The sequence below is a fragment of the Parcubacteria group bacterium genome (genome assembly GCA_041659505.1).
Classification (GTDB): Bacteria; Patescibacteriota; Minisyncoccia; order Moranbacterales; family UBA2206; genus UBA9630.
Map to the genome: position 1 here is coordinate 115,976 of JBAZYF010000001.1, position 14,838 is coordinate 130,813.

A 14,838-nucleotide genomic window follows, 5' to 3' on the forward strand; every position below is an offset into this window, starting at 1 on the left:
TTCAAATTATTCCACTGCCAGTCCACCAGGCACACTGGGTGGAACCGTGTCCGCTCCTTGCAATTCATAGGCTCCAATATCATAGGCTCCGCCTTGGGGACGCAAGAATGGCGAAGCCAGTCCGGCGCTGTTGATGGAGCTGTTAAATGGACTGCCGAGAGTCGCTCCAGTATCAATGGTTGGTCCTGTGGTGGTGGCGAAATAATTAGTGTTGGGTAGCAGATTGATGCCGTAGGTGCCGGTGAAACCGGTGGGAAGGGTGCCGACGGTGAACTCAGGGTCGGTGTTTTGGGCGGTTGGTTCCCAGGTAGCGACGGCTGAACGATTAAAATTAGTCATCGTCCCCTTTACTCCAGTCACAATATTAATATCCGTATAGGGTATTGAAGTTTTTGCAACTCTCAGCTGATTTTCCGTCACCGCATCAACCATAAACACAATATTATTAAGTGCCGGCGTGGTAAAGCCAGACCATTTAAAAAAGTTATAATGTGTAAAAATAGTTGTCCAGTCCGTACCGCCTGATTTGGTAAAATATGTATATGTTGCATCGTTAGAAACAGTTACTTCCGTCTCTGGAATAACCTCCGCGTAGCTCATATTAGAAATGGCAGCCCCAGTCGATCCTGATGCTCTGTAAATAAGATTATTGGAGTGAGCTGTAATTTTAGTAAGATGATCATAAACTCCAATAGCATTATTACTATAAATAATATTATTTTTAAAATTAACTATAGGGTAGTTCGCCATAGCGTTAGAGTATTGGAAAAAAGACACAATCCCATAACTTGTGGCTGATACGGTATTGTAAATAGTGTTGTTATAAATATCAAACGTACTTGCTTCGTATTCGCCATTACTAACTTCCAAATCGATGCCGGCATTATTGTAAAATATGTTGCTATAAATATTAGCATTAAGTGAGTGCACCAGGCCTATCTGCGTAGAAAAACCACTTCCCGTATTTTCATAAATCAGATTATTTCTAATTATCAAATTATCTGGTGATCCGGCCGCAGCTTCCGGCGATGTCCGCTCCCAGATTCCCGTCATGCCATTATCACGGATACTATTAAATTCAACAGTGACATTATCTGCATTGTTAGCGACAAGCACTCCTACTCCGCCATTGCCATATGTGCCGTTAGCATTGGTATAGGTCGGCCTAGTACCGCAATCATGAACATTATTTCCCCGCACTGACACACCATCAACTCTCGGGTTCGTTCTTACCCATGCTGTGTAAATAGCAACACCTTCATGATAGGTATAGGCAACTTCATTATTGATTATATTAAAATTAGTATGTGTGATATTATCATCGCCACCAGCAGCATAAAGTCCATATTGCCAGTTAGGTTGCCAAGTTTCATTAAGAATATTAGGATCAGTAATGCTGTGATTACCTCCGACAAGATTCGGATTGCCTGTGTGATGAATATAACAGTCCTTAACTGTAATATTGTCGATGGCCTTTCCGGCTCCATATCCAACATAAAGGCCACCACCGGTCCCCATTGAACTACCATCTACCTCAAATCCCTTGAAAACCACATCACTTTCATTGATAACGACTAAGCGATGCGTGTCCGCCTCAAGGCCAGTTATACCCTTTAATTCTGCCTTGACGCCAGCGGATGGCCACTCATTTCCAATATAAGAAACCCCTCTCTCGGCAGTCAAAAATGGGGCCGTTGAAAATTCCCAAATATCGCCGGAATTAAAATACACCATGTCCCCGCTAGTGACTGTCAATTGAACTTTGGCAATCGTCTCCCAAGCGCTGGCATCATCCAATCCAGAAAGACTATCATTGCCTCCGTTTTTGACGTAGTAAGTCGCAGCCTCTGAATTTCTTGCCATTCCAAAGATTCCGCAAAACAAAATTAGAAAGACGAAAATTTTTAATTTAGTTATTTTCATTTTTAATACAACGCACCCTAAAAAAACTTCCTGGGAATATCCTTATTTTAGCATGAAACAGGTGAAAAATAAACCTAGACTATTCTACCCACAAAGAAAAAAATTAGTATAATTTCAAAATCCTAATTTCCAGCGTCAAATTAATTTCAAATGCCAAATTTCAAATTAAACAGCTTCTTTTGTAATTTGAGCTTTAGATTTGGTTGGAAATTTAACATTTTGATTTTGAAATTAGCCCTTAGCATTACAAAAAAAGACGCCACTTGCAAGCGTCCCTTTTGTTTTTTATTTCTTGCTTCCTGTTTCTTTTATTCCTACATCATCCCACCCATCCCTCCCATTCCCGGCATTCCCATTCCGCCGCCTGCTCCCGCTTCTTTTTTCTCCGGCTTATCAGCGACTGCCGCTTGAGTAGTAAGGAAAATTGCCGCGATACTCACGGCATTTTCCAGCGCTGCTCGCGTCACTTTCATCGGATCGATAATCCCGCTTTTCAGCATATCCGGGACAAATTCACCTGTGCTGGCATCAAATCCGAAATTGACTGATTTATTCTTAGTAATTTCATAAACAACCACGCCAGGATCTTTCTGTCCGCCGTTAGCCACGATTTGTTTGGCCGGTTCTTCTAAGGCGCGCAAAAGCAGTTTGTAGCCCACACCATATTCCAGATCCTTGAATTTATTTCCCGCCAGAGCGCTTTCGGCTTTTGCGGACAAGTTCGCCGCTACTCGCAAGAGCGCCACACCCCCGCCCGCCACAATCCCCTCGGCATAGGCCGCGCGGGTTGCCGCCAGGGCGTCTTCCATTTTGTGTTTCATATAGGTCAATTCTGTTTCGGTCGCCGCGCCAACTTTAATGACCGCCACACCGCCGGAAATCTTAGCGAGCCGTTTTTGCAATTTTTCTTTGTCCCATTTGCTGTCGCTGGCTGATAGTTGCTTTTTAATCTGCGCTTCGCGCGCATCAATATCTTTTTTCTTACCCTTGCCACCGACAATCGTCGTTACATCTTTCGTCGCGATAACCTTGGAAGCTTGCCCAAGCATCGAAAGTTCCACATTTTCCATTTTCATTCCGGTTTCATCAGAAATCACTTTACCTCCAGTGATGATGGCAATGTCTTCCAGAATGGCTTTTTTATTATCCCCAAATTCCGGCGCTTTTACTGCGAGCACATTCAAAGTCCCTCGCAACTTATTCACAACCAAAGTCGTCAGTGCCTCGCCATCGACGTCTTCCGCGATAATTACAATGTCTTTTTTTCCACCGGCTGTGATCTTTTCCAAGATCGGCAAAATTTCCGCAATAGTAGAAATCTTTTTGTCCGTGATAATGATATAGGCCTCTTTCATCTCCGCTTTCAGCGATTCATTGTTAGTGAGCATATATGGTGAGATGTAGCCCTTGTCAAAATTCATGCCTTCCACCAATTCTTTTTCCAAGCCAAATGTCTGTGATTCTTCCACCGTCACCACGCCGTCTTTTCCGACCTGCGAAATCACCTCAGAAATCATTTTCCCCATCTCGACACTTTCCGCGGAAATCGTCGCTACTTGAGCAATTTCTTCCTTGGAAGTGACGGCCTTGGCTGTTTTTTTCAGCTCCGCCACGACATCATTTTTCGCGTCTTCAATCCCCCGCCGGATACTGATCGGATTCATCCCAGTCGCCACCAGTTTTGAACCTTCCCGCACGATCGCTTGCGCAAGAACTGTCGCCGTGGTCGTACCGTCGCCGGCCGTGTCATTAGTTTTGTTCGCGACTTCCTTGATCAAATCAGCTCCGATGTTTTCAAACTTATCCTCCAGCTCGATTTCCTTGGCAATGGAAACTCCGTCATTGGTGATGACCGGCGACCCAAAACCTCTATCCAAAATCACATTCCGCCCTCTTGGTCCAATCGTGATTTTAATCGCGTCCGCCACTTTGTCAATCCCCGCCTTGATTTTTTTCCTTGCGTCTTCATCAAACTTGATAATTTTGCTCATAAATTTATTTAGAATATTAATGAATTAAGCTATTTTAGCAATCACAATACTAGAGTGCTAACATAGTCTATTTTGACAAAATCTGAAAATTTAGTCAAGCAACCCCGCGCGCGCCTAATAATTTATCGTTGCTTCTGCTATTTTTTCTACCCTTGCCTTAAATTCCTCAAATACTCTCGGGCCTTGTTTTTCAAAATTAGGCCAAAAAGCCAGTTCTTCGTCTGCATAAATTATCACTCCGCCTATTTTTTTTGTTTTTGGATTAGCCTTTATTTTAGCTGTTTGAAATTCTCGCAGATTGTTTTCAATAATTCTTGGGGCAAAAATCTTTTCCAAATTTTCTCTTACTGTTTTTGAAAATTGACTGTCTCTTATTTCTTTCATGTTTGCCAACCTATCGCTGAAGTTTGGACGAATCTCCTCTATCCATTTGTTTTTTTCTAAAAATTCATGATAAAAATTAAGCCCAAAAATTGGTACCATAAACACATATTCATGGGCGGAAAAAAGATCCTTTATTGATACAGAAAAATCCGTAGATAAAAAATGATTGAGACAAATCTTATTTTTTATCTTTTCTCCGTGCCTTCTTATGCCAAGAACAGAAAGAAAAGCTACTGTCAAAAATCTTCCTGTAAAAATATGACCTTTTTCCAAAATAATCATCAAGTCCAAATCACTCTTCTCCTCGGCATTTTTCATTGCCATACGACCTGTCACGGCAATCATTCGGATAAATGGCACAAAGCGCAAAAGCTTAATTACGCGCCGAACAATTTTGTATTTCTCTTCCGAAATCTTATTCCTCTCGATTCTTTGCGCCACCAAATCTTTTCGCCCAGGCAAAAAATAATACCCACGAAAAGTTTCGATTTGCTTTTTCAACGCTTCACTTTCTAATTCATTAATGATATCTATAATTAATATTTTCTTTTTTTCTTGCTTGCTTGCCGTAGCATTTTTGTCCACCGCAGCTTTAGCGGATGAGGAGGCATAGGCAGGATCACTGATCAAATATTTCCACAACTCAAAAACCGTCAAAGGATAATCCAAGACGTCATAGTAGCAAATAGTGGCGAGAATGTTTTGGGAAAGACTATCAGACATTAATTTTCAATTTCTAATTTTCAATTTTCAAACAATTTTCAATGTTATAATTTTTGAATTTAGAAATTAATTCATTGGTCATTGTTTAGAAATTGGAAATTAGAAATTAGAAATTTCCCTAAAGGTATTTCCCCGTCCAACTTTTTTTGCATTTTTTCAGTTCCGCTGGTGAGCCTTCAAACACAATTTCTCCTCCGCCCGATCCGCCTTCCGGACCCAGATCGATCACCCAATCAGAATTGCGGATCACATCCACATTATGTTCAACGACTAAAACTGTATTACCTTTGTCGACCAGTGCGTCCAAAACACCCAGGAGTTTGCGGATATCTTCAAAGTGCAGTCCAATCGTTGGTTCATCTAAGATGTACAAAGTTTTTCCCGTTGCTCGACGTGCCAGCTCCGTGGCCAATTTGATCCGCTGCGCCTCACCACCAGAAAGATCAACGGCGCTTTGTCCTAATTTTAAATAACCCAAGCCGACTTTTTCCAGCGTGGATAATTTATCTGTCACTAGTTTGGAGTTTTTGAAAAACGCCAGAGCATAGCTCACGCTCATATCAAGTACTTGCGCAATATTCACTCCGCGGTATTCAATCTCAAGAGTCCGCTGATTATACTTCGCGCCATTACACGTTTCACACGGCACATAGACATCCGGCAAGAGGTGCATCTCGATTTTTTTCTTGCCCTCACCTTGGCAATCCTCACAACGTCCGCCCTTCATATTGAAACTGAAACGGCTAGCATCATACCCACGCGTCTGTGCCTCCTCTGTTTCGGCAAACAGCTCACGGATGAGCGAAAAAACTCCGGTGTAAGTTGCGGCGTTCGAGCGCGGGGTGCGACCGATCGGTGCTTGATTGATACTGATCACCTTGTCGATGTTTTCCATTCCGCTAATTTTTTTGTGCTGTCCAGGAGCTTCTTTGGTATTGAAAAAATGTTTAGCCAAAGCTTTGGACAAAATGTCTGAAACTAAAGTTGATTTGCCCGAACCGGAAACGCCGGTAAGCGAAATAAATTTTCCCAAAGGTAAGCTCACATCAATATCTTTCAAATTATGCTCTGTCGCTCCCTGAATCTTGATAAATTTGCCCGAACCCTTGCGCGCTTTTTTCTTATCCCCGACCTGTCTTTTTCCGTTCAGGTACTGCGCGGTCACGGTTTTAGATTTGAGCAGCGTCGCGAGGTCACCAGAAAAAATCACCTCGCCACCTTCTTCGCCAGCCCCTGGCCCCATATCAATAATCCAATCTGCTGCCCGAATGATCTGTTCGTCGTGCTCCACGGTAATCAAAGAATTACCCGCTTCACGCAATTCTTCCATCGTCGCAATTAATTTTTCCGTATCACGATTATGCAATCCGATCGATGGTTCGTCTAAGACATAGGTGATGCCGGAGAGTTCTGAGCCAATCTGCGTCGCCAAGCGAATCCGCTGTCCTTCTCCGCCAGAAATCGAATTAGCCGAGCGCGAAAGTGAGAGATAACCCAATCCCACATTTTGGAGTGCGGCACTGCGCGCTTTCATTTCCTTGACCAATGGTAAAATAATATTTTTCTTCGCTGAGCTGATGTTGATTTTTTCCAGCGCTTCCAAGAATTGCGAAAAATCAACCAGTGGCATATCCACAACCTGATCAATTGATTTGTCCGCCACGAGCACTGAAAGATACTCCCCGCGCAGACGCTTGCCCAAACAAAGCGGGCAAACTTTCTCAATCATATATTTTTCAATCTCGCTTCTCAGATAGTTGGAATTCAGTTCTTCATATTTCTTTTTCATCGTCGGGATGACGCCTTCGAAAATGATCTTCGGGTCATTGGATCCATAGAGCACGATATTCAAATGTTCCCGACTGATTTTTTTCACCGGAATATCGACAGAAAATCCATATTTCTCTCCCAGCATTTGCAAAATGTTATTCCCGCTCGTCAGCACGCTTGAGCGTCCGCCGGATTTGTTCCACGACAAAATCGCACCTTCAGCCAGTGTGAGATTTTTATTAGGAATGAGCAAATCTTCATCGATTTCCTTAATCACACCCAATCCTGAACAATGTTGGCAGGCGCCCTCGGGACTATTGAAAGAAAAATGTTTCGGTGTAATGTCCGCCACTTCAAAAAAACATTTCTTGCAGACAAAATCACGGTTATAAATTTTTTCTGTCTCATTATCTTTAACAACCACGGCAGCACCTTTGCCCAATTTAAAAGCCGTTTCAATCGAATCTAAGATCCGTTCTCGATCAGGATTTTTCTTATTAAGCACGATGCGATCAATTACAATTTCTGCGCTACACGTTTCGTCTGCTTCCAATTCGTTCTGCGACAGTGCCTCGGTCAGCGACACGATTTTTCCTCGAAATCGAATCCGCGCATAACCCAATTGACTGACACTTTTGAGCCGCTCTTTCAAGCTCTGATCTTTACCATTCAGCTTAGCGAGAATTGCAATATTAGTCTTTTCCGGCGAATCAAGAATGTCCTCCAATACTTCGGCATTAGAAATTTTTTCCAACGGCGTCTTGCAGTGCGGACAATGCGGCGCTCCGGCCTTAGCATAAAGCACACGCAGATAATCATAGATCTCTGTGAGCGTCCCCACCGTCGAACGCGGACTGCGCGCGATACTTTTTTGATCGATCGAGATAGTTGGCGTCAGATTTTCAATCTTGTCCACATCCGGTTTAGCCGACACATCCAGAAACTGTGTCGCATAACTCGACATGCCCTCGAGATAGCGCCGATTGCCTTCCGCATAAATCGCATCAAACGCCAAAGAAGATTTTCCACTGCCAGAGAGTCCGGTAATGACCACCAGCTTATCCCGCGGAATTTCCACATCAATATTTTTCAAATTATTCACCCGCGCTCCGCGGACAATGATTTTGCTCCGATCTTTGGGTTTGTTTTTTGACATAAAGAAAAAAGAGGTTACATTTTTTAAAAAGACGCTAAAAGCATTACTAGGAACAAATTTTACACTAGTTTTTAGGTTTTGGCAAGCTGCTGACTATTCCAACGTCAAAACCTTACTATTCTCACGAAGCCATTTTCTGGCTGTTTTATATTCCGGCATCACGGTGGCGACTTTGTTCCAAAATTTTTGCGAATGGTTTTTTTCCGGAATGTGCATTAGCTCGTGGATGATGACATAATCTACCACCGCCTCCGGCGCCATAATGAGCCTCCAATTGAAGTTCAAACTATTTTTTGGTCCGCAAGAGCCCCAGTTGGTTTTGGCGTTGGAAATTTTAAGCGAACAGTATTTGAGGTTTAACTCTCCCGCGATCATTTTTGTCCGCTCGGAAATGGCTTCCTGCGCTTGTTTTTTGTACCAATCATGCATTCGTGCTTTTGCCCGCCACAAAAAAACTCTAGGAAAAAGTAATTTATGATCTTCGGTGACTTTAATCGTTGTCCCTTCCACTATTTCTAATTTATATCTTTTTCCCAGATAGAGAAATTCTTCGCCCGCCTCAAAAGTTTTTTTGGTCGCCTTGGGGCGCCGTTCAAATTCGCGCATCTTCCTTTCAATCCAAGCAAATTTTTCCTCGACCATTTTTTCGATGTAGCTGAGCGGCGTGCGCATCGGCGCACGCACGACCAACATCGCATCATGTGTAACCATAAGGGCAATATTTTTTCGCTTAGAGCGGATGATTTTTGAGATTTTGATTTTATTTTCCATATCGCTAGCTTTATTTATATCCCCTTCTCCATTAGGGAGAAGGTGGCCAAAGGCCGGATGAGGGAGGAGCCTCACGAAAACTCATCAAGCTTCAGAAACACTCCAGTTAAATTAGAATTAATTTCTCCATTCCAAACTCTTAATACTCGATAGCCTTGTCTTTCAAGATACTTAGTACGCTCTAAGTCGTACTCCTCTTGTTCGCTATGCTGCCAGCCATCTAGTTCTATTATTAACTTCTTTTCTTCGCAGATAAAATCCACAATATATTTCCCGATTTGATATTGTCTTCTAAACTTTAGGTTCTTGAACTGTCTGTTTTTAATTCTAGACCAGAGAATTATTTCTTGTGGCGTTGATTCTTTTCTTAGCTTTCTGCTTCGTTGTAAAGTTTTGGCTGTTAATTTTACTCTGAGTTTCATTGGGTTTTGTTCAATGCCCCTTCTCCTCTCGGGAGAAGGTGCCCGGAGGGCGGATGAGGGCAAGGGCGTTTGATTAAGAAAAAATTAGCTTTGTTTAGATTATTCTTAGCTTATCACCCTTGCCCTCACCTGTCATGAGTACATGACATCCTCTCCCGAGGGGAGAAGAGGAATTGAAGAGACTATTTTATAGCCTCACCTGTCACGTGCTCGTGACATCCTCTCCCTAAGGGAGAGGAGGAAATTTTTATTATTCCATAAAACTCTTCCCTCGTAATTTTTTATGATACGTAATTGCAAAACGATGGGCTTCGTCGCGGACGCGTTCGATGATTTCGTCGGATATTTCCGGCACACTACCGAAAGAATAGCGGTCGAGTTTTTTACGGGTCGGACCTTTGGCGACAGCCAAAAGCGGGATCTCCAGATGAAAATTTTTGAGCACACGCCGCACCGCTGTGAGATGACCTTGCCCGCCGTCTAAAATTATAAGATCTGGCATCGGCCAATTATTGCCAAATCTGCGCCCCAAAACTTCCGCCATCGAAGCCGTATCATTTGCGCCTTCGATGGTTTTTATTTTAAATTTGCGATACTGACTCTTGTTTGGGCCTATTTCCCCATTCGCATTATCAAACACCACCATAGACCCGACGCTCGATTTTCCGGAAATATTAGAAATGTCATAACCCTCAATGCGAAATGATTTTGCGTCGCCCTTGTAGAGACGAGGCACTGCCTCGTCTTGGCATTGTTGGTTTGCGCATTGACGTTCATTGCTCTCAAGACGTGGCAATGCCACGTCTCTACCTTCTGATATCAACGCAATATCCCGAATATGCTGCAACGCAAAAATCGCATTGCGCATTTTCCCCGCTTTTTCAAATTCCTGTTTCTCGCTTAATTCTGACATTTCTTTTTTCATTTTCGCAAGCAATGTTTTTTTCTTGCCTTCCAAAATCATCCGTATGCCACGGATATTTTTCATATAATCCTCTTTAGAAATCGCCCCAGCATATGGCCCCGGACAAAGCCCGATCTGAAAATCCAAGCAACCACTTTCCGTTTTTTGCGCCTTGGAATGATAGGGAAAAATTTTCCTAAGTATTTTCAGCGCAATTTCAATATTTTTTTTGGAAATATATGGACCATAGATTTTACTAAATTTGGATTTTATATCGACATCTTGATCCATTTCTCTTTTTCGCAAAAACAATATCCGCGGAAAATCTTCTTTTGTAATGGCAACATAAGAAAATGACTTATCATCTTTTCCATCCACATTAAACTTCGGCTGCCACTTTTTGATCAGTCCCTGCTCTAAAATATATGCCTCCAAAACCGTCTCGGTTTTTCGAACTTCAATATCCGCCACTTGAGAAATAAACATTTCAATCGGTCGCGATCCCATTCGTAAATTCGTAGGGGTTTGATTCATCAAACCCTCGGCTATTCCGGGTTCAATAAATTGAACCCCTACAAAATACGAACCAACCCGGTCTTTAAGTGATGTCGCTTTGCCCACATACAAAATTTTCCCAGAATCATTTCTAAAAATATAGACACCGGGAGAGGTGGGCAGACTTTTCAGTTTTTTGGCGATTTTGGTTGACATTTGCATAGATATAAGCTACATTACAACATCTTCTTTGACAATACAATTAACCAAATTGGAGGATATATGGCAGAAAAGGAACTGTTGTATAAATATCTTATAGTTATTTGCCGCGAAGGAATAACCGAAGTTATTCCCTTCGAAAACGAAATTACTCCCGAAAGTGTCGATGCATATTTCGAACGCGTTTCTGAACAATGGTCAGATGCATATTTTTGCAAAGTCCTTAAGGGGCCAATTAAAATATAAAAATAGGAGGTACAAAATGGTAGACTGGAAGAAAGCCAAACATTTCTTTTTTAAGGCGATGATCAACGGATGGGCCGGTAACGCAGAAAAAATTACGCTACCGCAAATGCCCGGATACAAAGTGATTTCATTCAGTGAGGAAGATTTATATCTCACTGATTGCTATTGCGTAACACCGGATTCCACAAGTTCGGTAGGAACCACTACGATATATTACGAGGATAATCCTATTTGGATTATGCAATACGGCGGTTACTACAGAAAAGAAGCTATTGGATTTCTTAAGGAAGTATTGCTTTCTTCCTATGAAAACCGTGACTTCATTGGCGGACGTGGCCCATATCAACAAAAAAATCATGACCTGATTTATACAAACAACCCATCAACAAATCGATTTCATGATTTTAAAGGAGAAGAGAACATACACAACCAGACATATAACATCAAAATGGGATATCACCATTATTGGGGCATGAGTTTTTAATCTGAAATTTTCCCACCTCTCCCATAATCGCTCAACAGCACCAACCCGGACAATCGTCACAACCGACTTTTGCCCGGTTTTTTATTTCCAAAAAATCAGTGAAATCACTTTAATCAGTGAAAATCAGTGGTTCTGATGTTTAGTGGTTCAGGCATTCTTTCAGATATTTCCCCGTCCAACTCTCTTTATCCCACTTCGCCACTTCTTCCGGTGTGCCGGAAACAATCACTTTGCCGCCTTCTTTCCCGCCTTCCGGACCCAGATCAATGATCCAATCGGCGGTTTTTATCACATCTAAATTGTGCTCGATTACAATCACGGTGTTGCCCGCATCCACCAGACGATTAAGAATGCCCAACAATTTTTTGATATCATCGAAATGCAAGCCAGTCGTCGGTTCGTCGAGAATGTAAAGCGTGTCGCCTGTTGCACGACGAGAAAGTTCCGTGGAAAGTTTGATCCGTTGGGCTTCTCCGCCGGAGAGCGTCGTGGCTGATTGGCCGAGTTGAATGTAGCCCAAGCCGACATCTTCCAAAACTTTGAGCTTGTCGGCGATATCATGAAAATTAGCAAAAAATTCGCGCGCTTCGGAGATAGTCAAGGCCAGCACATCCGCAATATTTTTGTCACGGTATTTCACTTTCAGCGTTTCACTATTGTAGCGTTTTCCACCGCAAACATCGCAAGGCAGATAAACATCCGGCATAAATTGCATTTCGATCTTATTATATCCATCCCCCTGGCAATTATCACAGCGTCCGCCTTTGACATTGAAAGAAAAGCGTCCCGGCGAATAGCCTTTCGCTTTGGCGTCGCGCGTTTCGGCAAACAGTTCGCGAATGGCCGTGAATAGTCCCGTGTAGGTCGCGGGATTGGACCGTGGCGTGCGACCGATCGGCGATTGATCAATCATAATTACTTTGTTGAGATAATGATCGCCGACAATTTCACTGTGCTTGCCTGGCCGTTCCAGAGAACGCATAATTTTGGCTGAAAGCGCTTTGTAGAGAATATCTTCCACCAGCGTTGATTTTCCCGAACCGGACACTCCGGTCACGCAGGTCAAAACTTTGAGCGGAAACGACACAGTAATATTTTGCAAATTATGTTCGCGCGCTCCCCGCACCACGAGCGTTTTTTTGCTTTTGAGCGATCGACGATATGCCGGGGCTTCAATCGAAAGATCTCCCCGTAAATATTTGGCCGTCAGTGATTCTTCACTTTTCATCACTTCTAGAGGCGTTCCTTCGGCGACAATTTCTCCGCCGTGTTTTCCCGCGCCTGGCCCGATGTCCACGAGGTAGTCCGCGGCGCGCATCGTTTCTTCATCGTGCTCCACCACAATCAAGGTATTACCCACATCGCGCAGTTGCAAAAGCGTCGCAAGCAGTTTGGCGTTGTCCCGCGCATGCAGACCAATTGATGGCTCATCAAGGATATACAGCACGCCAACGAGCTGGGAGCCGATCTGTGAGGCTAGGCGGATGCGTTGTGATTCTCCACCGGCTAAAGTGTTAGCGGCGCGACCGAGCGAAAGATAGCCAAGGCCGACGTCTTGCAAAAATCCCAAGCGATTTTGAATTTCTTTCAAGATCCGGCTAGCGATCAACTCTTCACGTTTGGTGAAATTTATTTTTTGAAAAAAATCCAACGTTTCCCGCACACTGATGGTGGAAACTTCATGGATGTTTTTCCCGCCTGCAACGCTATGCTCTTCAGAACTAGTACTTTCCTTTATTTTTTTACTATAACCGTCAGAATTCTCCGTTCCACTTAACAGCGTAGCATTGCGGGCAGGATCGCCCACAGTCACAAGTAAAGCTTCTTTTTTATAGCGCGAACCGAGACAAGTCGAACAGGGATTTTGGGACATATATTTCTCAATGTCTGTGCGCACGCCTTCCGAATCAGTCTTGAGATAGCGATCCTGCAAATAGCCCACCACTCCCCGCCAGTGCATATTATATTTCCAACTTGATCCGGTCTTGCTTCTCAAGGTCACAGGAATTTCATCCCCGCCCGCATCGCTACGCGAAGCGTTGCGGGCGGGAGCGCCTTCCTCTAACGTTATATCCGTTATATCTGAAGTGCCATAGAGCAGGGTATTAAAATCATCATCGGAAAGGTCGCGCAAACGCACATTATCCCGAATGTCATAAAAATTCGTCACTGCGCGCAAAATTGTTCCCTGCCAATTGTTTTTCTTATAACTCCACGGCATAATTCCGCCTTCCGCGATCGTTTTGTTCATATCCGGCACAACCAGATCAGGATCAATCTCTTTTTTCACGCCCAACCCTTCACAGGATGGACAAGCACCAAACGGACTATTGAAAGAAAACAGGCGCGGTTCCAATTCCGGAAAATCCACCTCATGCACCGGACAAGAAAAATTCTGATTGAAAATCATTTCGCCATCAAAACTAGGACCAGAGCTAAGCTCTCGGCTCCGAGAGCTTAGCTCTGGTTTCTCTAGTTTTTCGGATTTAAGTCCTCTTATGGTTTTTTTTGCTGTTTTATTTTTCCCATCTCCTGTCATCAATTTTATTTTCACAATTCCCTTAGACAATTTCAAGGCTTGTTCCACACCTTCAAAGATCCGCGAAATATTCTCGGAATTTATTTCTACCTTATCAACTAAGATATCAATATTGTGTTTTTTATAACGTTCTAATTTCACCCGTGTGCCGATCTTTTCATCCAGCGCATATTTTTTTCCGTTGACAAAGGCGGTGGAGAAACCGCGCCGAAACATCTCCTCGAGAAGTGTCGAGTATTCCCCTTTGCGTTCCCGCACGATAGGAGAAAAAATTTCAATCGCACAATCATCTTTTTTTGATTTTTTATCCTTACCTGTCGTGCAAATATTCAAAATCCGATCCACAATTTCATCTGTGGACAGTTTCACGATTTCTCGGTTGCAAATCGGACAATGCGCCACACCGATTTTGGCATAAAGCAGACGCAGATAGTCGTGAATTTCCGTCACCGTTCCCACGGTTGAACGTGGATTGTGTGAAGCGGCTTTTTGGTCAATCGAAATCGCGGGACTAAGCCCCTCGATTGAATCGACTTCCGGCTTTCCCATCTGACCCAAAAACTGGCGGGCATAGCTCGACAGACTTTCCAGATATCGCCGTTGTCCCTCGGCAAAAATGGTATCAAAAGCCAGCGTACTCTTGCCTGAGCCGGAAATTCCGGTGAAAACAATAAATTTATTCCGCGGTAGATCGAGATTGATATTCTTGAGATTGTGCTCTCTCGCTCCGCGAATGATTAATTCGTCTTGCATAATATATAAAAAGTGTGATGTGTTTAAATTTAGTATACTCTAGTTTACAGCTCTTTGA

General features: G+C 43.2%; 10 protein-coding genes. 2 read left to right on the plus strand and 8 right to left on the minus strand.

Annotation, left to right across the window (positions count from 1 at the left end; genetic code table 11):
- Positions 1 to 6: 6 nt before the first annotated feature.
- From WC848_00575 to WC848_00605, 7 genes are all read right to left on the minus strand, one after another.
- Complete coding sequence (locus WC848_00575; GenBank protein ID MFA5961159.1) at positions 7 to 1,863, minus strand: right-handed parallel beta-helix repeat-containing protein; 1,857 nt, start codon at positions 1,861 to 1,863, stop codon at positions 7 to 9.
- Between the two features lie 374 nt (positions 1,864 to 2,237).
- Positions 2,238 to 3,914 carry a chaperonin GroEL gene (gene groL / locus WC848_00580; protein MFA5961160.1) on the minus strand — a complete coding sequence of 559 codons (1,677 nt, stop codon included), beginning with the start codon at positions 3,912 to 3,914 and terminating at the stop codon, positions 2,238 to 2,240.
- A gap of 114 nt (positions 3,915 to 4,028) precedes the next feature.
- Positions 4,029 to 5,021, minus strand: coding sequence for a hypothetical protein (locus tag WC848_00585; protein ID MFA5961161.1), 993 nt, complete (start codon positions 5,019 to 5,021; stop codon positions 4,029 to 4,031).
- 118 nt (positions 5,022 to 5,139) lie between these two features.
- Positions 5,140 to 7,947, minus strand: a complete 2,808-nt coding sequence (gene uvrA, locus WC848_00590) for an excinuclease ABC subunit UvrA (protein MFA5961162.1) — start codon at positions 7,945 to 7,947, stop codon at positions 5,140 to 5,142.
- A 93-nt stretch (positions 7,948 to 8,040) separates the two neighbouring features.
- On the minus strand, positions 8,041 to 8,718 hold the full coding sequence (locus WC848_00595; GenBank protein ID MFA5961163.1) for a SprT family zinc-dependent metalloprotease: 678 nt from the start codon (positions 8,716 to 8,718) through the stop codon (positions 8,041 to 8,043).
- 71 nt (positions 8,719 to 8,789) lie between these two features.
- Positions 8,790 to 9,140, minus strand: a complete 351-nt coding sequence (locus tag WC848_00600) for a DUF559 domain-containing protein (GenBank protein MFA5961164.1) — start codon at positions 9,138 to 9,140, stop codon at positions 8,790 to 8,792.
- 250 nt (positions 9,141 to 9,390) lie between these two features.
- On the minus strand, positions 9,391 to 10,755 hold the full coding sequence (locus WC848_00605; protein MFA5961165.1) for a UvrB/UvrC motif-containing protein: 1,365 nt from the start codon (positions 10,753 to 10,755) through the stop codon (positions 9,391 to 9,393).
- Between the two features lie 66 nt (positions 10,756 to 10,821).
- On the opposite strand from WC848_00605, the gene WC848_00610 reads away from it, so the two are divergent.
- Complete coding sequence (locus WC848_00610; protein ID MFA5961166.1) at positions 10,822 to 11,004, plus strand: hypothetical protein; 183 nt, start codon at positions 10,822 to 10,824, stop codon at positions 11,002 to 11,004.
- Positions 11,005 to 11,020: 16 nt separating this feature from the next.
- The gene (locus WC848_00615; GenBank protein ID MFA5961167.1) at positions 11,021 to 11,488 is read left to right on the plus strand and encodes a DUF5680 domain-containing protein; all 468 of its coding nucleotides are present in this window, start codon (positions 11,021 to 11,023) and stop codon (positions 11,486 to 11,488) included.
- A 139-nt stretch (positions 11,489 to 11,627) separates the two neighbouring features.
- On the opposite strand, the gene uvrA (WC848_00620) is transcribed toward WC848_00615, so the two are convergent.
- Positions 11,628 to 14,780: an excinuclease ABC subunit UvrA gene (uvrA, locus tag WC848_00620; protein MFA5961168.1), complete on the minus strand. Its 3,153-nt coding sequence runs from the start codon at positions 14,778 to 14,780 to the stop codon at positions 11,628 to 11,630.
- Positions 14,781 to 14,838: the final 58 nt, after the last annotated feature.